We start from the raw sequence: 21,287 nt of genomic DNA, 5'->3' as shown, positions 1-21,287 counted from the left end.
AAGTTAAGCGTTGATTTTCATTCTTTCATCTGCTAACATATTATCATATTAGCGAACTAAAGGATTCGGAATTTTCCTTCATAAGATAACAGCGGAGGTGCTCGGGTTGATGTTTATGTTTGAAAAACCGCACGGCATGAGAGATACACTGCCCGGTTTATACGAAACGAAAAAAAAGGTGAGACGATCGTTAACCGATTTGATTGATAAATGGGGATATCAATTTATGGAAACGCCGACACTGGAGTTTTACGATACCGTTGGCGTCCAGTCAGCAATTGAAGAGCAACAGCTGTTTAAGCTACTTGATCAGGACGGCAAGACATTGGTGCTTCGCCCGGATATGACGGGGCCGATTGCAAGGGTGGCGGCATCGAAGCTTCTGAAACACGGTCATCCGCTAAGAGTCGGCTATGCGGCAAATGTATTCAGGGCTCAGGAGCGTGAAGGCGGACGTCCGGCTGAGTTTGAGCAGGTCGGAGTGGAGTTAATCGGTGACGGCACGACGAGCGCGGATGCGGAGGTCATTGCTTTAGTCGTCGGGGCATTGAAAAACGCTGGGCTGGCATCCTTTAAAATTGCCATCGGCCATGCCGGCATTGCGGATGCTTTGTTTGTTGAGGTGCTCGGGAACGTTGAACGAGCTGATGTGCTGCGGAGGTTCTTATATGAAAAGAACTACGTCGGCTACAGAGAGCATGTCAAGTCTCTCCCGCTTTCCTCCATTGATAAAAGCAGGCTGCTTGAGCTCCTTGAACTGCGGGGCGGTATAGAAGTATGCGGACGTGCCGAGGAAATCGTCGATTCTGCGCAAGGAAAAAGCGTGGTTGATGAGCTGAAGGCGCTGTGGGACATTCTTGAGGATTACGGATGTACGGAAAATGTCCGCCTGGATCTGAATATGGTCAGCCACATGAGCTATTACACAGGGATTTTATTTGAAGTGTACGCCGAGAATGTCGGTTTTGTCATTGGAAGCGGTGGCCGTTACAACAAGCTGCTGGGCCATTTTGATTCACCTGCACCGGCAACAGGCTTCGGGCTTCGGATCGACCGGCTGATTGAAGCCCTTCATATGAAAGAAGAACCTTGTGATATAGACGCTGTTATTTTCAGCAAAGAGCAGCGGGCGCAAGCCATCGCTTATGCGAATGAAGAACGCATGAAAGGGAACAAAGTGGTTCTTCAAGATTTATCGGGAATAGAAAATATCGACCAGATGACAAAATCTTTTGCAAACGTCACTTATTTTATCGGTGCCAGAAAGGAAGAGCAAAATGGGTAAGTTACTCACAATGGCGATGCCAAAGGGCCGGATATTTGAAGAAGCGGCAGGGTTGCTGAGGCAGGCAGGCTACAGGCTCCCTGAGGAGTTTGAAGATTCGAGAAAACTGATCATCGATGTGCCGGAGGAAAATCTTCGTTTCATATTAGCGAAGCCGATGGACGTAACCACGTATGTGGAGCATGGCGTGGCAGACGTCGGAATTGCGGGCAAGGATGTCATGCTGGAGGAGGAACGCGATGTGTATGAGGTACTTGATTTAAAAATCAGCAAATGCCACTTAGCTGTCGCCGGACTTCCGAATACAGACTGGAGCGGCGTAGCGCCAAGAATCGCGACAAAGTATCCGAATGTGGCTTCCAGTTATTTCAGAGAGCAGGGAGAACAAGTCGAGATTATTAAGCTCAACGGTTCAATTGAACTGGCTCCGCTCATTGGGCTTGCAGATCGGATAGTGGACATTGTTTCCACAGGACAGACGCTGAAGGAAAATGGGCTTGTTGAAACGGAGCACATTTGTGACATTACCTCTCGCTTTATTGTTAACCCGGTAAGCTATCGCATGAAAGACGATGTGATTGACGAAATGGCATCCCGCCTATCTCTCGTTGTGGAAGGAGAGACGGCAAAATGAAGATCAAAACCATCAGCGGAGCGGAACGGCTTTCTCTCAAGCGTTCCATCGATGCCGGAACGGAAGAGCAAAGAAAGACGGTCCGGTCCATTATTGAAGATGTTAAAGCAAACGGTGATCAGGCGGTTCGCAGCTACACGGCGAAATTTGACGGCATCGAAATAGACAGCCCGCTGGTCACAAAAGAAGAATTTGAGGAGGCATACACCTCACTGGATCCACGTCTTCTTCAGGTGATTAGGCAGGCAATCGAAAATATTAGGGAATATCACGAAAGACAGCTTGAATCCTCCTGGTTTTATCACAGAAAGGACGGCACAATGCTGGGGCAGAAAGTGACGGCGCTGGATTCCGCCGGTGTATATGTGCCGGGGGGAACGGCCGCATATCCTTCATCTGTTTTGATGAATGTGATTCCGGCGCTTGTAGCGGGCGTTGAAAGAATCGTTCTCGTCACGCCTCCGGGAAAAGACGGTCTGCTGTCTCCTGGAGTTTTGGTTGCTGCAGCCGAGCTGGGCATAAAAGACATTTACAAAATGGGCGGCGCTCAGGCGATTGCGGCTTTAGCATACGGAACAGAAACCATTGAGCCGGTGGATAAAATCACGGGTCCGGGCAACATTTATGTCGCGCTTGCCAAACGGGAAGTGTTCGGCGATGTCGATATCGATATGATTGCCGGACCTAGTGAAATCGTCGTGCTGGCTGATGAAACAGCGATTCCGAGCGAAATTGCAGCCGATCTGCTGTCACAGGCGGAACACGATAAGCTCAGCTCATGTGTGTTTGTCACAGATTCCCTGGCGCTGGCCGAGGCGGTTTCAGCCGAGGTGAGTAAGCAGCTGAAAACCTTGCCGCGAAGAGAAATAGCGGAAGCTTCAGTGAGAGATTACGGTTGTATATATGTGGCGGAAACAATGGTGGAAGCGATTGATACTGTCAATACACTCGCGCCAGAGCATTTAGAAATCATAACACAGTCTCCGGAAGCTTTGCTTGGCAGTATCAAACATGCGGGTGCAATTTTTTTAGGCAGATACAGCCCTGAGCCTGTCGGTGATTATTTTGCCGGACCGAACCATGTGCTTCCGACAAACGGAACAGCCAGATTTTCAAGTCCATTAAACGTAACTGATTTTCAAAAGAAATCGAGCATTATTTCTTACAGTCAATCAGCCTTTGAAGAACATGCTGAAAGCATCGCGGCTTTTGCCAGACTGGAAGGGTTAGAAGCCCATGCCAGATCAATTGAAGCGAGAGAACGGAGGATTTCTAAATGAGAAAAGCGGAACGCGTCAGGAAAACAAACGAAACAGATATTGAGCTGGCATTTACAATAGACGGCGGGGGACAAGCGGATATCAAAACAGATGTGCCGTTTATGACACATATGTTGGATTTATTCACGAAACACGGCCAATTCGATCTTTCCATTAACGCAAAAGGCGATGTTGATATAGATGATCACCACACGACTGAAGATATCGGCATCTGCTTAGGGCAGGCGCTGCTCGAAGCGTTGGGCGATAAAAAAGGAATCAAACGCTACGGATCGGCGTTTGTGCCGATGGATGAGGCACTTGCTCAAGTTGTGATTGATTTAAGCAACCGGCCGCACTTAGAAATGCGCGCTGACTTCCCGGCTGCTAAAGTCGGAACTTTCGATACGGAGCTTGTACATGAATTTTTGTGGAAGCTGGCGCTCGAAGCTCGAATGAACCTGCATGTCATCGTTCATTATGGCACAAACACCCACCACATGATTGAAGCCGTTTTTAAAGCACTGGGACGTGCGCTTGATGAAGCGACAACGATCGATCCGCGAGTTAAAGGAATACCGTCAACGAAAGGGATGCTGTAAATGATCGGCGTGATAGATTACGGAATGGGGAATTTATACAGTGTCTCAAAGGCGCTTGAACGTGTCGGCGTGCCGTATTTTGTTTCTGAAAAGCCGGAGGAGCTGAAAGAAGCTGATGCCTTCATTTTGCCGGGAGTCGGTTCATTTGGAGACGCGATGGACAATTTGCGCTACACGAAGCTTGATCAATTGATTCACGATATGGTCTCAGAAGGAAGGCTGCTTCTAGGGATCTGCCTCGGCATGCAGCTTTTATTTGAAGAAAGCGAAGAAAACGGCACCGCTTCAGGACTCGGGCTGTTAAAAGGAAAAGCAGTCAGACTGAAAGCAGAAGATGAAAAAGGAAACAAGCTGAAGGTTCCGCATATGGGCTGGAATCGTCTTTCTTTTCATAATGAATCTCCGCTGCTGTCTGAAACAGAACAAGGCTACGCTTACTTCGTTCATTCTTATTACATTGACGGGATGGAGGAGAACGCGCTTCTGGCAAGCGCCGATTATGGTGTGCGAGTACCTGCTGTAGTCGGAAAAAGGAACGTCTTCGGCGCCCAATTTCACCCGGAAAAAAGCAGCACGGTCGGAATGTCTATCTTAACCCAATTTACGAAAATGGCAGCAGAACAGAAGGTGAAAAAATGAGTGCTTTTACATTATATCCGGCGATTGATATGAGAAATGGCAAATGTGTCCGCCTTGTTCAAGGGGATTATAATAAGGAAACGATATATGGCGATTCACCGTACGAGATGGCTGAGTTATTTGCGAGAGAGGGTGCCGAATGGATCCATCTCGTTGATCTCGACGGGGCCAAAGAAGGGAAAAGAGTGAATGACAGCCATGTGATTGAGATTGCGCAAAAGCTGAACCTGAAAGTCGAAATCGGCGGCGGGATCCGTTCCGAAAAAGACGTCTATGAATATTTATCAGCAGGAGTCGATCGGGTGATCCTGGGAAGCTCAGCAGTTTCTAACCCTCCGTTTGTCAAAAAAATGCTGAAACAATATGGCGAGAAAATTGCAATCGGACTGGATGCGAGAAACGGTTTTGTTTCAACAGAGGGATGGCTGGAAACATCAACCCTTAAGGCAACTGAACTGGGCAAAGAGCTTGCCAATGAAGGTGCGGAAGTCTTTATTTTTACTGACATCGCGACAGACGGAATGCTGTCAGGCCCCAATGTTAAAAGCACGGTCGAGCTTGCTAAGGAAACGGGGAAATCGGTGATCGCTTCAGGCGGAGTCAGCTCCGTCACGGATCTCGAAGACCTCGCCCGCTATGAGGCGGACGGCGTCTCTGGAGCAATCATCGGAAAAGCGTTGTATACCAATCAGTTTACGCTGTGTGAGGCGCTTGAAAGGGTGAAGCGCAAATGATCACAAAACGGATTATCCCATGCCTTGATGTCAAAGAAGGACGCGTTGTCAAAGGAATTCAATTTCTCGAATTGAAGGATGCCGGTGACCCAGTTGAACTCGCCGAAGTGTACGACCGGGAAGGTGCGGATGAACTTGTTTTTCTTGATATCTCCGCCTCGCACGAAGGACGAAAGACGATGGTTGACGTTGTGGAGCAGGTTGCCGCGAAGCTTGCCATTCCGTTTACAGTCGGCGGCGGCATCAATCAGCTCAGCGATATGAAAACGATACTGCGTGCCGGAGCGGACAAAGTGTCGGTGAACACGGCAGCTGTTCTTCGCCCTGAGCTGATTGCAGAAGGAGCCGAGTTTTTCGGTTCGCAATGCATCGTTCTTGCCATTGATGCCAAGTATGACAAAGAATCTGACACATATAAGGTCTATACGCACGGCGGCAGAAAGAAAACAGATTGGGAGGTCACCGCGTGGGCAAAAGAAGGCGTCAAACGCGGGGCAGGAGAAATATTGCTGACAAGCATGGACTCTGACGGTGAGAAAAAAGGCTTCGACCACACGCTGACAAAGCTTGTTTCCGAAGCTGTCCCCGTCCCTGTTATCGCCTCGGGAGGCGCGGGAAACGCACAGCATATGCTTGAGGCTTTTACAAAAGGAAAAGCTGACGCCGCGCTGGCCGCCTCAATTTTTCATTATAAAGAAACATCGATTAAAGAAGTGAAATCATACTTGAAAGAATACGGGGTGAATGTGAGATGAAACAGGCAGATGAACTGCGTTTTAACGAGGACGGATTAATTCCTGCCATCGTGCAGGATGCGGCAAGCAAAGAAGTGCTGACACTTGCGTATATGAACAAGGAATCGTACGAAAAAACGCTGGAAACGAAGGAAACATGGTTTTACAGCCGCTCACGCCAAGCGTTATGGCATAAAGGAGAAACCTCAGGGAACACGCAAGCCGTCAAAGGTATCCGGTATGACTGCGACCAGGACGCATTGATCGTACTTGTAGAGCCATCCGGCCCGGCATGCCACACTGGCAGCTACAGCTGTTTTATGAAGGAACAAACAGAAGAACAGGCCGCAGGCCGATTCGGCATCATGAACGAACTGGAGCGTGTGATAGCGGAACGCCAAGCGGAAATGCCTGAGGGAGCTTATACTACTTACCTTTTCCGTGAAGGCGTCGATAAGATTTTGAAAAAAGTCGGTGAAGAAGCATCCGAAGTCATCATCGCCGCGAAAAATCGGGACCACGAGGAACTCAAATGGGAAGCGGCAGACCTGCTGTATCACCTGCTTGTCCTGCTCAGAGAACAAGCCTTGCCGCTGGATGATGTGCTTGACGTATTGAAAAAACGCCATTCTGAGAAAGAAGAGTAAAGAGCCGTATGATACGGCTCTTTTTGTTTTGTGAAAAAAGTAATAGGTATTTAGATTTATATGGGGTGTTATATATGATTAGTTAATAAAAGGAGATCAAAACCGAGTCTGATTTCCTATTTATCCAAATTCCGCCATGATGTAACATGAAAAAGGATGAAATAATCATCTCTTAACCAGGTCAATAGAATTATTTTTGATATAAAAATAGAATACTATTCTCACAAAACCCGTGGAGGTTCGTAATGAAAAAGATCATCTTTATTTGCTTCAGCTTATTACTTGCCCTGACAGGAGGATGCAGTATGAATGACAATGATAAAAACACCACAAATGACAATAAAACAGAAGCGGTAAAACCAAAAGACATGGATCCCAAGGATCTGCCTCAAGTACCTGCGTTTCAGGACGAGAAAACGAGAGAGTACATGGTGTCAACAAAAGAAGAGGAACCAGGATATTATTTGCTAGAATCTAAGCTGAAAGGTTTTAGGATGTTGTTTCCGGAGGATGGGGAGTATGTACCTGATCTTTCAAGTAAAGGTGAAAATGAGGAAACAATAGTATTTGATAGTTTCAATAAAAAAACTAACATTCAATATGACGGGCAATTAGATTATCATCAAGAAAAAAGTTTTGCGAATGACAAGGATACAATGCTTGACATTGTAAGTGGCAGAAATAGCTATAAAGGAAAATACGAAGAAAGAGAGCTATCTGATAAAATTGTATATTCTGCTCAAAAGAAAAGCAGTTTTGATGATGTGGATGAAAAGAATAATTTTTCTTATAGATTTTTTGGTTATGTTAAATCTAAAAAAGAGGAATATTTAGGAATAGAGTATTCTTTTCGTTTTTCTTGCTATAAGGGTAAAGAGGTTTGTTCATTAAAGAAAGAAGAAGCAGAAAAAAAAGTTCGAAAAATAATTGATTCTATTACCTTTTTAAAAGTTAAAAAGGAGAAATAGAGAAAATGGAAAATAAGAATATATTTGAAAATGAAAATGTAAAGCTGCGTTTAATTGATTTGGAGTACGATTATAAAGAAAAATTCGCTTCTAATATTGAAAGTGAAATAAAGAGAGCTAAAACAGATTTTGAAGTCGAGGTGCGTCGAATATACAAAGAAGAAACACATCGAGATCTTCCAAAAAATCTGGAAATATACACATCTAATGAACTTATTAAAAAAAATTCGAAAATAGATACATCAATAAGAGAGTCCGGATATGATGGTACAGCTATTTATATTAAGGATGATAAACAACACGTTAATCAACTTCATATTATTTCAGAGGGGAGTGCTGATAACGAAGACTGGTCATACAATTTCTTTGGTCTCTTTTTAGGGATAGATGACAGCCAGTACCAAGCGACAAAAGAGTTTGTAAGAAATGCCAAAAGAGAAACAGAGAATTCTAATGATTTAAAGACCTTTGCTATGGGGCACTCACTGGCAAATAATAATCAGGTGATGGTTCAATTAATTGACGGAGAATTTGATGAAGTTTATGGGGTTAACGGAGCTCAAATAAGCGTTGACCACCTACTAGCAACTGATTTGAATTTGAGAGATAGGTTAATGCATAAATTTCATATTAGACGCTTAAAAGATATTAATGATATCCCGCCAGAAAAGTTAAAAAAAGAAATCCAAAAATATTATGAAGACAAAGGCGTGACAGCAAACATCACCCAACGCATCTCAAAAGATGACCCGCTGTATGGAGTCAGCGGCAAGGCCGATTTCATTACATTCGGTGATGTGAAGATGGCAGATACAAATACAAGTGTAAAAGGCATCCGAAATATTATGGATGGGGTTCCTGACGAAGATGTGAGGTCAATTCAAAAATTCCTTCAAAAATATAAGGATGACTATGAAAAAGACGGCTTGAACGGTTTTATAAAGGCAGCCAGCGGGATAGACATAGACCTGATTGAAAAAGTGAAAAACACAGACGGCGCTTTAAAGAAAGTAAGTGTCCTATATGAGCATTTTGATGATGTTAAGCAAATGTATGGCCGAATAAAAGAAGAACTGCCTTCATTTTTAGGTTTTCTTCATACCTTGTTGAGAAACAGCGGACCGGTCGTAGATCAGTTAGCTGAAAATGGTTATATTGATGAAACGCAAAAGAAAGTCATCAAAAAAGAATTAACGAATATTAATGCGAGTATGCGAGGCATAGAATCACGGTACGAACATTTCATTGACCATCTAAAGCATGGCCAATTTATGCAAGCTTTAAAAGACGTTGGTGAAATAGTGGACTACGTAAAATCAATTCTGTCCTCATTGAAAACACTCGACACAGAAACAAAAGACGCACTAAAACTTATCGTCGACGGCCACAGTATCGTTCAAATGCTCAACGCCTTGTCAAAGGAAAAAGGCTTCAGCTATAAAGGCTCCGATATTTATTTTACAGGGAAGAGCGGCTCGGGAGAAACGATTCAAGTCAATCTCTCATCCGCTGTCAGAATCTATCAAAACGGTATGAAAATCGTTGAAGATATGGAAGATGCGATTTCTAAGTACCAGAAGGTTTACAGTCAGGAAATCGATGAAGACTTCATAGATAAAAAACAGGCGATCACCACGGCGATTCATCATATGGAAGAAAACCCTTCGCATTATGCCTTCGATCTTCAATTCCGGCTTGCAGCTGGTTTCAGCCACACATTCGATAAATTGGAGAAAATCTCTGTTCATGAATCATTCCACACAGGTGCGCTTCCTGCTAATGATGGAATTGTTGCTGAATTAAAAAAACAGACAACAGAAAAAAGAGATTTTATCAAAAATATCCGTGAGAGTATTGAAAAGCTGTTTGAAAAAGAAGAAATGATTTCTCAGTTATTTGATTTTCAGCCTTAGGAGGAATATGAAGAGTGACTTCCTTATTTTCAGAAAGTGAAACAGAAATTGTATCAACGACCTATATGTTTCTTACTCAAGATGAAATGAAGGGGAAAGCGGGCACCCTCAATCAACCGATCAACGACTTTCTCAGCCTGACAAAGAAATTTGAGTCTTCATTAAAAGAGGAAATCAAAGGACAAAAAGGATTGATTGTAAAAAAAATAAAAGAAGAACTTGAGTCGAAAAGCGAAAAACGAAAAGCTGCCCTTGAGATGATAAAAGAGGAACATACCGCAAAAGTTGATCGGTACAAAATGATAATTGAAGACCTGCGACAGCAGGATGTAACATTGACTTATAGAAAAAAGAAGCCTGTGAAAGATGTCTAACATAAAAAATCTCCTATTCAAACAATGAGTGGGAGATCTTTTATTTTCATCACGGCAAAAATATACTGAAAAAGTCTCTCGCCATTGATATGATTGAGAAAGAGTAAAAATCATCCTTTTGCTATGACTTTTCACCTTTCTGAACGCTGAAACAGGAGGAAAATATATGCCAACCAAGAAACAAAAATCTAAAAGTAAATTGAAACCCTTTTTTGCCTTAGTAAGACGGACCAATCCTTCTTATGGAAAGCTCGCCTTTGCGCTTGCCCTCAGTGTTGTAACCACACTGGTCAGCCTGCTCATTCCATTATTAACGAAGCAGCTTGTCGATGGTTTTTCTATGTCAAATCTGTCAGGCACGCAAATCGGGTTGATCGCGCTGGTGTTTTTCGTTCAGGCGGGTTTAAGCGCTTATGCCACCTATGCCCTTAACTATAATGGACAAAAAATCATCTCTGGGCTGCGGGATTTATTATGGAAGAAACTAATTAAGCTTCCTGTCTCTTATTTTGATACAAATGCTTCCGGAGAAACAGTCAGCCGTGTAACGAACGATACGATGGTTGTCAAAGAATTGATTACAACCCATATCAGCGGATTTATTACAGGCATCATTTCTGTCATTGGATCATTGACAATCTTGTTTATTATGAACTGGAAGCTGACACTGCTTGTGTTAGTGGTCGTTCCGCTGGCCGCTCTTATTTTGGTGCCGATTGGGCGGAAAATGTTCTCCATTTCACGGGAAACACAAGATGAAACAGCCCGTTTTACAGGCCTGCTGAATCAAATTCTCCCGGAAATCAGACTTGTCAAAGCTTCAAATGCGGAGGATGTCGAATACGGCCGCGGGAAAACAGGGATTTCCTCATTATTTAAGCTTGGCGTTCGAGAAGCTAAGGTTCAATCACTTGTCGGCCCGCTTATCTCACTCGTGTTAATGGCAGCCCTTGTCGCAGTCATCGGATATGGCGGCATGCAGGTATCTTCAGGCGAGCTCACGGCCGGAGCGCTCGTGGCTTTTATTTTATATTTGTTCCAAATTATTATGCCGATGGGCCAAATTACAACATTCTTTACACAGCTGCAAAAATCAATCGGTGCAACAGAACGAATGATTGAGATCTTGGCAGAGGAAGAGGAAGATACAGTGACGGGAAAACAAATCGAAAATGCGCATCTGCCTATCCAGCTTGATCGCGTGTCTTTTGGATATAAGCCCGATCAGCTGATCTTAAAAGAGATCAGCGCCGTCATTGAAGCAGGGAAAGTCACAGCGATCGTCGGTCCGAGCGGCGGGGGAAAAACGACGCTGTTTAAGCTGCTTGAACGCTTTTATTCTCCGACTGCAGGGACCATTCGGCTGGGGGACGAGCCGGTCGATACTTACTCGCTTGAATCGTGGAGGGAGCATATCGGGTATGTATCACAGGAAAGCCCGTTAATGTCCGGGACAATCAGAGAAAATATTTGCTACGGGTTAGAACGAGATGTGACGGATGCTGAGATCGAAAAAGCCGCGGAGATGGCATATGCGCTCAATTTTATAAAGGAGCTGCCGAATCAGTTTGATACAGAAGTAGGCGAACGCGGCATTATGCTGTCAGGCGGACAAAGGCAAAGAATCGCGATTGCGAGAGCACTTCTCCGTAACCCAAGCATTCTTATGCTCGATGAAGCTACCTCAAGTCTCGACAGCCAATCTGAAAAATCAGTTCAGCAGGCACTGGAGGTGCTGATGGAGGGCCGCACAACGATTGTTATCGCTCACCGCCTATCTACCGTTGTAGATGCGGACCAGCTTTTGTTTGTTGAAAAAGGGGAAATTACCGGTCGTGGAACACACCATGAGTTAATGGCTTCCCATGGCCTTTATCGGGATTTTGCTGAACAGCAGCTGAAAATGAATGCAGACTTAGAAAACAAAGCCGGGTAAATTTTGGTCGAATCAGCCAATAAAAAAGAGGAGGGATTTTCCCAATCCTTCCTTTTGAACTATTGAGGGGCTTACGATTTATGGTATACTACTGACGGTAATATTGTATAAAACGGAGGGTAGTTGTGGGAAAACACACTTCTGAACATAAAAATCACGCACAAATTGTCCAGCTGCTTCAAGATGGACAATATTTTTTTCATAAAGGCTTGAAAGCGTATAAAGAGCGCAATCTAAAACGGGCAAGCAAACTGATTCAGCGCGCGGTTCATTTGGAGCCGGAGGATTCAGAGATGCTTTCACAGCTTGCGGTCATTTATTCGGAAATGGGCCAGTATCAAGAGTCGAACGATCTTCTTGACTATATCATGGCAAATCTGGAGGCCGAAATGCCGGAGTGCCATTACTTTAAAGCGAATAACTTTGCCCATCTGGGGCTCTTCCAGGAAGCTTATAAAGAAGCGGCCGCTTATTCTGATGCGGACCCGGATGGTGAATTCGCCGAAGAAAACGATAGTCTGCTGGATTTGCTCGATTTAGGAGACGACGGCATTGAGGATTCGTTGTATGATCAGGATGAACTGCTGGTGAAACAGGATCGGGCAAAGTCATTGCTGGAAAGCGGCCAGCTTGCTGAAGCGGTTGCGGCGCTTGAGGAAATCACAGCTGAATATCCGGAGCTTTGGTCAGCATACAACAATCTCGCGCTTGCCTATTTCTATTCAGGAAACGTTGTAAAAGCGAAGCAAACCGCTTATGAAGTGCTTTCTCATAATGAAGGAAATCTTCACGCCTTATGCAATCTTCTCGTTTTCTACTATTATGAAAGAGAAGACGAAAAAGTGGCGGAATTGAGTGATCAGCTCTCCAATGTCTATCCGATGCTAATGGAGCAGCGTTATAAATTGGGTGCTACTTTGGCGCTTGTCGGCCGCTACGAGATCGGATATAAATGGCTCAAATCATTATATAAAACCGGCTTTGAAGGGGACGACACCTTCTTTTACTGGCTTTCCTGCTCTGCTTATTTTACGGGACATACCGACTTTGCCGAGACGATCTGGAGAAAAGTCGAGTCGCAATATCCCGGCGAAGACCGCCCGGCGCCTTGGATTGAGCGGAGGGAAGCTCTTCCTTCATCTGTGGAGCAGCGTCTCGCAGCCTATTATATCAGCAGCACAAAGGGAGAAACAGAGCATCTTGAAGCGGTGATACGCTCAAAGAGAATTACCGCTCCTTTTGAAAATCATTTTGTAAAGCTGCTTCTGAATGGAGATTCTGCTACTGCTGACGTTTCAGAGGATGCACTTTTCGCTTATCAAACGGTCAAATTATTAGAGCAAGCTGAAAAAGAAGAGATGAAAACAGAAGTCATGAGCTGCTGGGTTTTCCATGTCATCCAGCAAATTCGTGCAGCCGCTCCGTTGAAGAATGAGAAAGGCTGGGCAGCAGCCATCTGTTATATTTGGAAGGAAGCCCATGGCAAGCAAGACACGAAAAAAGACACAGCGACCCGATTCGGCATCTCTCCGGCAACTTTGACGAAATATATGAAATATATTGATGATATTCTAGAATAGTAAATTTTAAAGAGTCGATTTATTTAATCGACTCTTTTTTTGTTTGATAGATTATATTAAGAAAATAATATCGACAGTTTTTTTACACGCTTAAGAAAAATGACAAATGATGTGTGACTTGACATCTGTTTGAAACATAAATGTAATAAAATTTATCGCTAATTTGTCGAAACTTGATGGTATAATGATTCTCGTACATAAGGAATTAGTGTTTTTTACATATGATGTGAAATAAACGCTATACAACCAGAATAAGAGATGCACAGAATAATTAACCATAAACAACCATCATTCCTCGTAGAGTATGAGGAACGAAACTTGATGTTCAAAATACGATTCCAAATGAGGACAGGTTCACAGTAAAAGGGAGGATATAAAAAGTGAGAAAGAGTTTAATTACACTTGGTTTGGCTTCCGTCATCGGGACAAGCAGTTTTTTGATCCCATTTACAAGTAAAACTGCATCGGCGGAAACATTAGATGAAAAGAAACAAAAAATCGAAAGCAAGCAATCTGAGGTTGCTTCCAGCATTGAAGCGAAGGAAAAAGAATTAACCGAGCTTCAGGAAAATCAATCAAAGATTGAAAAAGAACTGAAAGACATTAATGATAAGGCGCTTGATACAAGCAACAAGATTGAAGATAAAAAAGAAGAAAATGATAAAACAAAAGAAGAAATCAAAAAACTGAAAAAAGAGATTAAAGAAACAGAAGCACGCATCGAAAAACGCAATGAGATCCTGAAAAAACGCGTTCGTTCTTTACAGGAAAGCGGCGGATCTCAAGGATACATAGATGTTCTTTTAGGATCAACAAGCTTTGGTGACTTTATCTCTCGTGCGACTGCGGTTTCATCTATTGTGGACGCAGACAAAGATTTAATCAAACAGCAAGAACAGGATAAAGCGAAGCTCGAAGATTCTGAAGCGGATTTGAATGACAAGCTGAAAGAAGTTCAAGCTGCATTGGCTAAATTAGAAACAATGCAAAAAGACCTTGATAAACAGCTTAATGAAAAAGACAAGCTTTTCGACGAAGCAAAGGCAAGCCAGAAGAAAACGGCTAAAGCGATTTCTGAATTAAAATCAGAGGCGTCTGAACTTGCAAATCAAAAAGCAAATACTGAAGCTGAACAAGCACGCATCAAAAAAGAACAAGAAGCAGCGGCTGCTTTGATCAAAAAGCAGGAAGAAGCACAAAAAGCATCTGATGAAACACAAACAGATGACAGCCAAACGGCTACAACTGAATCAGCAAAAGCAAGCTCATCTGATGATTCTTCAGACAATTCTTCTAACAGTTCATCAAACAGTTCGTCTAACGGATCATCTTCTAAGAAGAGCAGCGGCTCAAACAGCAATTCAGGCGGCACTGTTATCAGCAACTCCGGCGGAATTGAAGGCGCGATCAGCGTTGGTTCAAGCATTGTAGGACAATCTCCGTACAAGTTTGGTGGCGGACGCACTCAGTCTGATATCAACAACCGTATTTTTGACTGCTCATCATTTGTACGCTGGGCATACGCTTCTGCAGGTGTTAACCTTGGACCTGTCGGCGGAACAACTACTGATACGTTAGTTGGCAGAGGACAAGCTGTCAGCGCGTCTGAAATGAAACGCGGAGACCTTGTGTTCTTTGACACTTACAAAACAAATGGACACGTAGGAATCTACTTAGGAAACGGTACTTTCCTAAACGACAATACATCTCATGGCGTATCTGTTGACTCTATGAGCAATCCTTACTGGAAAAAAGCATTTAAAGGCGTTGTAAGACGTGTTGTTCAATAATAAATATGACAAGGGCCTTCTATAAACAGAAGGCTCTTTCTTTATTAACATATACCCTTTTCGAATACATTTAATCGTGTTGAGCAAAAAAATAGCGTATCACCATGAGATTTTATAGGATATGGGTAAGGAATACGTTTGATGGGGATTCTTATCTTATAAGAAGGAGCCCAAACTTGAAAAGATGGTTTAAGGAGTGAATAGTGTGTCAGAAGAAAAAATTTATGACGTGATTATAATCGGCGCGGGCCCTGCTGGGATGACGGCCGCTGTATACACATCAAGAGCGAATTTATCGACATTAATGATTGAAAGAGGAATTCCTGGCGGACAAATGGCCAATACGGAAGATGTAGAAAACTATCCTGGATTCGAAAGTATCCTTGGGCCTGAGCTTTCTAACAAAATGTTTGAACACGCGAAAAAGTTTGGCGCTGAATACGCTTATGGCGATATTAAAGAAGTCGTTGACGGCAAAGAGTACAAAGTAGTCAAAGCTGGTTCAAAGGAATATAAAGCACGTGCTGTCATCATTGCTGCAGGTGCGGAATATAAAAAAATCGGTGTGCCTGGCGAAAAAGAATTGGGCGGACGCGGTGTATCTTATTGTGCAGTATGTGACGGGGCTTTCTTTAAAGGCAAAGAGCTTGTTGTTGTTGGCGGCGGAGATTCCGCGGTTGAAGAAGGCGTGTATCTGACTCGTTTCGCTTCAAAAGTAACAATTGTTCACAGACGTGATAAACTCCGTGCTCAAAGTATTCTTCAAGCGAGAGCATTTGATAATGAAAAAGTTGACTTCCTATGGAACAAAACCGTGAAGGAAATTCATGAGGAAAACGGCAAAGTCGGTAACGTAACGCTTGTCGATACGGTAACCGGTGAAGAAAGTGAATTCAAAACAGACGGCGTATTCATTTACATTGGCATGCTTCCTCTGTCTAAACCGTTTGAGAATCTGGGCATTACGAATGAAGAAGGCTACATCGAAACAAACGACCGCATGGAGACAAAGGTTGAAGGAATTTTCGCTGCCGGAGACATTCGCGAAAAATCACTGCGCCAAATCGTAACCGCTACAGGAGACGGAAGCATTGCGGCACAAAGCGTACAGCATTATGTCGAAGAGCTCCAAGAAACGCTGAAAACCTTAAAATAAAAAGGGCTGTCATACGAGTTTCACATTACGTTACTGGGTTTTAATTCCGCTGTAACACATGTGTAATGCTTTTCGGTTATGATTAATAAAGTAATTGACCCCCTTTTTATAATGAATACACTTTTTTGGCACGGATTCTCCAGTTATCCGTGTCCTTTTTTTGTCCATAAATAAAAGATGAATGCCAGTTACAGCAAAATCATCTGAATTAAGGAATGAATATGCTGTAAAATAGAAGAAAAGATTGTCAATGTCTCTTCATTGTGGGAGGCATCTTGAAGCGGTATAATAAAGAGACGATGACAGGACGAAGGTTAGGTGACGTACTTGCAAAGAGTGACAAATTGTGTGCTTCAGACGGATGACAAAGTTCTTCTGCTTCAAAAGCCGAGACGCGGATGGTGGGTCGCGCCGGGAGGCAAGATGGAGAGCGGAGAATCAGTCAGAGACTCCGTCATCAGAGAGTACAGAGAAGAGACTGGTATCTATATCATAAATCCTCAATTAAAAGGCGTTTTTACCTTTATTATTAAAGACGGTGACCACATTGTCTCCGAGTGGATGATGTTTACGTTTGTCGCTGATTCTTATACAGGACAAAATGTGTCTGAATCAGAGGAGGGCAAACTGCAGTGGCACGATGTCAATGACATTCAGAACCTGCCTATGGCCCCTGGAGACGGCCATATCCTTGATTTTATGATGAAGGGACAAGGGCTGCTGCACGGCACATTTACGTATACACCGGAATTTGAGCTGCTCAGTTATCGTTTAGACCCGCAGCACATCAAATAGAAAGACAAGTCAGGGGGGAGAAAGATGAGTGCTAGTGAATCACATGATATTCAGCTTGTCATTATAACTGGAATGTCGGGAGCGGGGAAAACTGTCGCGATCCAAAGCTTTGAAGATCTCGGCTATTTCTGCGTCGATAATCTTCCGCCTTCATTGCTTCCAAAGTTTTTAGAGCTGATGAAGGAATCAAATTCGAAAATGAGCAAAGTTGCGCTCGTGATGGATTTGCGCGGCCGCGAATTTTTTGACCGGCTGATTGAAGCGCTGGATGAAATGGCCGAAAATCCGTGGATCACACCGCGAATTTTATTCCTAGACGCGAAGGATTCCATTCTCGTCACAAGATATAAAGAAACGAGACGCTCGCATCCGCTGGCAGCGACTGGCCTGCCGCTTGAAGGCATCGCGCTGGAACGAGAGCTGCTTGAGGAATTAAAAGGCCGCTCTCAAATCATTTACGATACGTCTGACATGAAGCCGCGTGATTTGCGTGAAAAAATCGTGAAGCACTTTGCGACAAACCAAGGAGAGACATTTACCGTAAATGTCATGTCATTTGGTTTTAAATACGGTATTCCAATTGATGCAGATCTCGTCTTTGATGTCAGATTTTTGCCGAATCCGTACTATATCGAAAGCATGCGGCCGCTGACTGGCAAGGATAAAGAGGTTTCCTCTTACGTCATGAAGTGGAATGAAACGCAAAAGTTCAATGAGAAATTAATTGATCTGCTGAGCTTTATGCTTCCATCTTACAAAAGAGAAGGAAAAAGCCAGGTTGTCATTGCGATCGGCTGCACAGGGGGCCAGCACCGCTCTGTGACATTAGCCGAGAATTTAGCTGATTATTTCAAAAAGGATTACTATACTCATGTTACTCACCGGGACATTGAAAAGAGAAGCCGGAAATAAGATGGGACAAAAGCCGAAAATCGCAATCTTTGGTGGCGGTACAGGTCTTTCTGTATTGCTTCGGGGCCTAAAGCATAAACCCGTTGACATCACGGCCATTGTAACAGTTGCCGATGATGGGGGAAGCTCTGGCCGTCTGCGGAATGAACTGAAAATTCCGCCTCCCGGAGACATCAGAAATGTGCTTGCCGCTTTATCCGATGTGGAGCCGCTTGTTGAAGATCTTTTTCAGCACCGCTTCAATAAAGGGAATGACTTAACAGGCCATTCTCTCGGGAATTTGATTTTGGCAGCGATGACAAATATAACCGGTGATTTTTTTCACGCTGTCACAGAAATGAGCAAGGTGCTGAATGTCAGAGGAAAGGTTTTGCCGGCTGCCAATGCCAGTGTCGTTTTGCATGCTGAGATGGAAGATGGCCGCGTGGTCTCAGGCGAGTCAACGATCCCAGAATACGGACAGCGCATTAAGCGTGTTTTTCTCACGCCTGAACAGATTGATCCGCTGCCAGAAACAATAGACGTAATCAGGGAAGCGGATTTGATTATTATCGGCCCGGGAAGCCTCTATACAAGCATTCTTCCCAATTTGCTCGTCCCAAAAATCGGGGAAGAAGTGATAAAGGCGCCCGCGAAAAAAGTATACATTTGCAACGTGATGACTCAGCCCGGCGAAACGCTCCATTACACCGCTGCTGATCATGTGAAAGCCCTCAATCAGCATATGGGCTGTGGTTTTATTGATACGATATTAGTGAACAGTGAAGACATTCCCGACGAAATAAAACGTAAGTACGAAATGGAATCGGCGCGTCCTGTTGATTTTGATATTGAAGAGCTGAAAGCGATGGGGCTTGAAGTCATCAGAGATCAAATTGTAACGTATAAAAATGACGTAATACGTCACGATACACATAAAGTGGCCTCTCTTCTTGTTGATTTACTGAAAGAATGAAGCCTTGAAATGAGGTGGCTATATGTCATTTGCATCAGAAACAAAAAAAGAATTAACGAATCTGGAAGTGAAGGACTGCTGCATTAATGCCGAGCTGTCTGCACTCATTCGGATGAATGGAGCTTTATCATTTACAAACCGCCATCTCGTACTCGATGTTCAAACTGAAAACGCGGCGATTGCCCGCCGCATCTATACATTGCTGAAAAAACAATATGATGTGTCGGTCGAGCTGCTGGTCAGAAAGAAAATGCGGCTGAAAAAGAATAACGTCTATATTGTGCGTTTTTCAGAAAATGCAAAAGCGATCTTAGAGGATTTAAAAATACTCGGGGAGAATTTTGTGTTTGAACGAAGTATTTCGAAAGAGCTGGTCAAAAAGAGATGCTGCAAGCGTTCTTATATGAGAGGAGCATTTTTGGCAGGAGGTTCGGTCAATAACCCGGAAACCTCCTCGTATCATTTAGAAATCTTCTCTCTTTATAAGGAGCATAACGATTCATTATGTGACCTGTTAAATGAGTTTCAGTTAAACAGCAAAACGCTCGAACGGAAAAAAGGCTATATTACCTATTTAAAAGAGGCTGAAAAGATTACAGAGTTTCTGAACGTAATTGGCGCTCACAATTCGCTTCTGCGATTTGAGGATGTCAGAATCGTCCGGGACATGAGAAATTCGGTCAACCGCCTCGTCAATTGTGAAACAGCCAACTTAAACAAAACGATCGGCGCATCGCTGAGACAGGTGGAAAATATTAAATACATCGATGAAAGAATCGGCCTGGAGGCGCTGCCTGAAAAACTTCGGGAAATTGCGCAGCTTCGGATTGATTATCAGGAAGTGACGCTGAAAGAGCTGGGGGAAATGGTAGCAAGCGGGAAAATCAGCAAATCAGGGATCAATCACAGGCTGAGAAAACTTGACGAAATCGCAGAACAGCTGCGGACAGGGCAAACCGTCACTTTAAAATAACCGTAAAGAAAAGGGGAGATCTTATGGTTCAACAGAAAGTGGAAGTTCGATTAAAGACAGGACTGCAAGCACGTCCTGCTGCTTTGTTTGTACAAGAAGCAAACCGGTTTACGTCAGATGTGTTTCTTGAGAAGGATGGGAAAAAAGTAAACGCCAAAAGCATCATGGGGCTGATGAGCCTTGCGGTAAGCACAGGCACTGAGGTTACCTTGATTGCCCAGGGAGAAGATGAACAAGAGGCGCTGGAGAAGCTGGCTGCTTACGTTCAAGAAGAAGTTTAGGTGATAAAAATGAGTGACTTTCTAAAAGACTGCTTTCAGAAAATTGGCTGGGAGAAAGATCATGTCAGCTTCGGCGATCTTCCCCTTTTTCTCAAAGCAATGGCATACCGTTTTCCATTCGAAAACCGTGCCGTACTTGCAAAAGAGAATTATAAGATCACAAAAGAAGAGCTATGGCGACGTCTGCTCAAAGATCAGCACGGCGGCCTATGCTACGATTTAAATGGTTTTCTTTATTTTGTCTTGCATGAGGCCGGGTTTCACGTGAAGCTCATTCGAGGAACGGTTTATGCAGGCAATCAAGAGGGATGGGCACTAGAAGGGACGCATGCTGCTGTATGGCTGTCTGCGGAAAACGGCGATTACCTCGTTGATATCGGCTTCGGCATCAACCTGGCGCTCCAGCCGATACCGCTTTCCGGAGAAACGGTACAGTCACCAGTCGGGTCATTCCGAATCAAAAGAGAAGAGACAGAAAAGGGCAGCCATGTTCTGCTGATGGACAAGGGAGAAGGCTGGCAAATCGGGTACGCCTTTACTCTTGAAGAGAGTGATCTCGGTGATTTAGATAACATGAAGGACATCATTCACTCTCATGAAAAATCTCCTTTTAACAAATCCCCGCTTGCCTCAAAGCTGACGCCGAGCGGAAGGATGGTCATGTCAGAGCGCCATTTTACGATTCATGAAAACAGCAGTGACATTCAAAAAAGTGACATTGGCCCTTCAGAATTTGAAGAGAAATTAAATACTCATTTTTTGTAACGTGAAAAGCTTGCAGGTTATCTGCAAGCTTTTTCTTATGAACAAGTGTAGATTGCTGTATCAAATGCATCTTCTGGGATATACAGTTTTCCCTTTTCGTATTTATAAGGAATTTCATTCTCTTTAAAACACTCTTTTTCATATTCAGTTAGTGTATCCCCAATTTCTATGTATTTCCCGGTATAGTTGGGCTGACATGCTGAAAGAATTGACGTAATTGCCAGAAACAGCATGATTTTCTTCATCACGACACCTGCCTATTATGAAAATTTTACCTTTATCATTCTATCATAACGAAAAGAAAAAGACCGATTTACTATTCCGCACATGCTATAATAATTTTGGAATCTTCTAG

General features: G+C 43.7%; 22 protein-coding genes. 21 read left to right on the top strand and 1 reads right to left on the bottom strand.

Features of this window, described 5'->3' with window-relative positions:
- Positions 1 to 109 precede the first annotated feature (109 nt).
- The 21 genes from MHH82_RS33575 (at position 110) to MHH82_RS33475 (ending at position 20,932) form a co-directional block, all read left to right on the top strand.
- Positions 110 to 1,285: an ATP phosphoribosyltransferase regulatory subunit gene (locus MHH82_RS33575; protein WP_014481016.1), complete on the top strand. Its 1,176-nt coding sequence runs from the start codon at positions 110 to 112 to the stop codon at positions 1,283 to 1,285.
- Entirely contained in the window at positions 1,278 to 1,919 is a 642-nt protein-coding gene (gene hisG, locus MHH82_RS33570; RefSeq protein WP_015251138.1) for an ATP phosphoribosyltransferase, read from the top strand. The genes MHH82_RS33575 and hisG overlap by 8 nt, the downstream gene beginning before the upstream one ends.
- Positions 1,916 to 3,199 (top strand): histidinol dehydrogenase, encoded by a 1,284-nt coding sequence (gene hisD, locus MHH82_RS33565; protein WP_340797428.1) that lies wholly within the window; start codon positions 1,916 to 1,918, stop codon positions 3,197 to 3,199. Before hisG ends, hisD begins: the two co-directional genes overlap by 4 nt.
- The gene (gene hisB / locus MHH82_RS33560) at positions 3,196 to 3,780 is read left to right on the top strand and encodes an imidazoleglycerol-phosphate dehydratase HisB (RefSeq protein WP_003243389.1); all 585 of its coding nucleotides are present in this window, start codon (positions 3,196 to 3,198) and stop codon (positions 3,778 to 3,780) included. Before hisD ends, hisB begins: the two co-directional genes overlap by 4 nt.
- Positions 3,781 to 4,419, top strand: a complete 639-nt coding sequence (gene hisH / locus MHH82_RS33555) for an imidazole glycerol phosphate synthase subunit HisH (RefSeq protein WP_042975255.1) — start codon at positions 3,781 to 3,783, stop codon at positions 4,417 to 4,419. It abuts the gene before it with no gap.
- Complete coding sequence (gene hisA, locus MHH82_RS33550) at positions 4,416 to 5,153, top strand: 1-(5-phosphoribosyl)-5-[(5-phosphoribosylamino)methylideneamino]imidazole-4-carboxamide isomerase (RefSeq protein WP_041850488.1); 738 nt, start codon at positions 4,416 to 4,418, stop codon at positions 5,151 to 5,153. The genes hisH and hisA overlap by 4 nt, the downstream gene beginning before the upstream one ends.
- Entirely contained in the window at positions 5,150 to 5,908 is a 759-nt protein-coding gene (gene hisF, locus MHH82_RS33545; RefSeq protein ID WP_015714777.1) for an imidazole glycerol phosphate synthase subunit HisF, read from the top strand. The genes hisA and hisF overlap by 4 nt, the downstream gene beginning before the upstream one ends.
- Entirely contained in the window at positions 5,905 to 6,534 is a 630-nt protein-coding gene (gene hisIE, locus MHH82_RS33540) for a bifunctional phosphoribosyl-AMP cyclohydrolase/phosphoribosyl-ATP diphosphatase HisIE (RefSeq protein ID WP_003228125.1), read from the top strand. The genes hisF and hisIE overlap by 4 nt, the downstream gene beginning before the upstream one ends.
- A gap of 245 nt (positions 6,535 to 6,779) precedes the next feature.
- Positions 6,780 to 7,502 carry a hypothetical protein gene (locus MHH82_RS33535; protein WP_032726929.1) on the top strand — a complete coding sequence of 241 codons (723 nt, stop codon included), beginning with the start codon at positions 6,780 to 6,782 and terminating at the stop codon, positions 7,500 to 7,502.
- A 5-nt stretch (positions 7,503 to 7,507) separates the two neighbouring features.
- Positions 7,508 to 9,415 carry a DUF6792 domain-containing protein gene (locus tag MHH82_RS33530; RefSeq protein WP_032726928.1) on the top strand — a complete coding sequence of 636 codons (1,908 nt, stop codon included), beginning with the start codon at positions 7,508 to 7,510 and terminating at the stop codon, positions 9,413 to 9,415.
- 14 nt (positions 9,416 to 9,429) lie between these two features.
- Positions 9,430 to 9,789: a hypothetical protein gene (locus MHH82_RS33525; RefSeq protein ID WP_032726927.1), complete on the top strand. Its 360-nt coding sequence runs from the start codon at positions 9,430 to 9,432 to the stop codon at positions 9,787 to 9,789.
- A 166-nt stretch (positions 9,790 to 9,955) separates the two neighbouring features.
- Positions 9,956 to 11,725: a multidrug resistance ABC transporter ATP-binding protein/permease BmrA gene (gene bmrA / locus MHH82_RS33520; protein ID WP_032726926.1), complete on the top strand. Its 1,770-nt coding sequence runs from the start codon at positions 9,956 to 9,958 to the stop codon at positions 11,723 to 11,725.
- Between the two features lie 125 nt (positions 11,726 to 11,850).
- Positions 11,851 to 13,305 carry a tetratricopeptide repeat protein gene (locus MHH82_RS33515; protein WP_041850490.1) on the top strand — a complete coding sequence of 485 codons (1,455 nt, stop codon included), beginning with the start codon at positions 11,851 to 11,853 and terminating at the stop codon, positions 13,303 to 13,305.
- A gap of 380 nt (positions 13,306 to 13,685) precedes the next feature.
- Complete coding sequence (cwlO, locus tag MHH82_RS33510) at positions 13,686 to 15,095, top strand: peptidoglycan DL-endopeptidase CwlO (protein WP_072175104.1); 1,410 nt, start codon at positions 13,686 to 13,688, stop codon at positions 15,093 to 15,095.
- 205 nt (positions 15,096 to 15,300) lie between these two features.
- A complete protein-coding gene (gene trxB, locus MHH82_RS33505; protein ID WP_003228139.1) occupies positions 15,301 to 16,251 on the top strand; it encodes a thioredoxin-disulfide reductase in 951 nt (316 codons plus the stop codon).
- 318 nt (positions 16,252 to 16,569) lie between these two features.
- Positions 16,570 to 17,046: an 8-oxo-dGTP diphosphatase gene (locus MHH82_RS33500; protein WP_010886622.1), complete on the top strand. Its 477-nt coding sequence runs from the start codon at positions 16,570 to 16,572 to the stop codon at positions 17,044 to 17,046.
- A 24-nt stretch (positions 17,047 to 17,070) separates the two neighbouring features.
- Complete coding sequence (gene rapZ, locus MHH82_RS33495) at positions 17,071 to 17,958, top strand: RNase adapter RapZ (RefSeq protein ID WP_003228143.1); 888 nt, start codon at positions 17,071 to 17,073, stop codon at positions 17,956 to 17,958.
- A gap of 1 nt (position 17,959) precedes the next feature.
- Entirely contained in the window at positions 17,960 to 18,913 is a 954-nt protein-coding gene (gene mgfK / locus MHH82_RS33490; RefSeq protein WP_003244450.1) for a gluconeogenesis morphogenetic factor, read from the top strand.
- Between the two features lie 22 nt (positions 18,914 to 18,935).
- A complete protein-coding gene (gene whiA, locus MHH82_RS33485; RefSeq protein ID WP_003243775.1) occupies positions 18,936 to 19,886 on the top strand; it encodes a DNA-binding protein WhiA in 951 nt (316 codons plus the stop codon).
- A gap of 23 nt (positions 19,887 to 19,909) precedes the next feature.
- Positions 19,910 to 20,167 (top strand): HPr family phosphocarrier protein, encoded by a 258-nt coding sequence (locus MHH82_RS33480; RefSeq protein ID WP_003219835.1) that lies wholly within the window; start codon positions 19,910 to 19,912, stop codon positions 20,165 to 20,167.
- Entirely contained in the window at positions 20,168 to 20,932 is a 765-nt protein-coding gene (locus MHH82_RS33475) for an arylamine N-acetyltransferase family protein (protein ID WP_072175103.1), read from the top strand.
- A gap of 35 nt (positions 20,933 to 20,967) precedes the next feature.
- Here the strand turns inward: MHH82_RS33475 and MHH82_RS33470 are convergent, their stop codons facing one another.
- Entirely contained in the window at positions 20,968 to 21,177 is a 210-nt protein-coding gene (locus MHH82_RS33470) for a hypothetical protein (RefSeq protein WP_021480676.1), read from the bottom strand.
- Positions 21,178 to 21,287 lie beyond the last annotated feature (110 nt).

Source organism: Bacillus sp. FSL K6-6540, from assembly GCF_038007545.1.
This window is presented reverse-complemented; position numbering and strand designations above follow the sequence as displayed.

Coding starts and splice junctions, on each gene's coding strand:
- MHH82_RS33575 (WP_014481016.1), top strand. CDS start 110: ATGTTTATGTTTGAAAAACCGCACGGCATGAGAGATACACTGCCCGGT.
- hisG (WP_015251138.1), top strand. CDS start 1,278: ATGGGTAAGTTACTCACAATGGCGATGCCAAAGGGCCGGATATTTGAA.
- hisD (WP_340797428.1), top strand. CDS start 1,916: ATGAAGATCAAAACCATCAGCGGAGCGGAACGGCTTTCTCTCAAGCGT.
- hisB (WP_003243389.1), top strand. CDS start 3,196: ATGAGAAAAGCGGAACGCGTCAGGAAAACAAACGAAACAGATATTGAG.
- hisH (WP_042975255.1), top strand. CDS start 3,781: ATGATCGGCGTGATAGATTACGGAATGGGGAATTTATACAGTGTCTCA.
- hisA (WP_041850488.1), top strand. CDS start 4,416: ATGAGTGCTTTTACATTATATCCGGCGATTGATATGAGAAATGGCAAA.
- hisF (WP_015714777.1), top strand. CDS start 5,150: ATGATCACAAAACGGATTATCCCATGCCTTGATGTCAAAGAAGGACGC.
- hisIE (WP_003228125.1), top strand. CDS start 5,905: ATGAAACAGGCAGATGAACTGCGTTTTAACGAGGACGGATTAATTCCT.
- MHH82_RS33535 (WP_032726929.1), top strand. CDS start 6,780: ATGAAAAAGATCATCTTTATTTGCTTCAGCTTATTACTTGCCCTGACA.
- MHH82_RS33530 (WP_032726928.1), top strand. CDS start 7,508: ATGGAAAATAAGAATATATTTGAAAATGAAAATGTAAAGCTGCGTTTA.
- bmrA (WP_032726926.1), top strand. CDS start 9,956: ATGCCAACCAAGAAACAAAAATCTAAAAGTAAATTGAAACCCTTTTTT.
- rapZ (WP_003228143.1), top strand. CDS start 17,071: ATGAGTGCTAGTGAATCACATGATATTCAGCTTGTCATTATAACTGGA.
- mgfK (WP_003244450.1), top strand. CDS start 17,960: ATGGGACAAAAGCCGAAAATCGCAATCTTTGGTGGCGGTACAGGTCTT.
- whiA (WP_003243775.1), top strand. CDS start 18,936: ATGTCATTTGCATCAGAAACAAAAAAAGAATTAACGAATCTGGAAGTG.
- MHH82_RS33480 (WP_003219835.1), top strand. CDS start 19,910: ATGGTTCAACAGAAAGTGGAAGTTCGATTAAAGACAGGACTGCAAGCA.
- MHH82_RS33470 (WP_021480676.1), bottom strand. CDS start 21,177: ATGAAGAAAATCATGCTGTTTCTGGCAATTACGTCAATTCTTTCAGCA.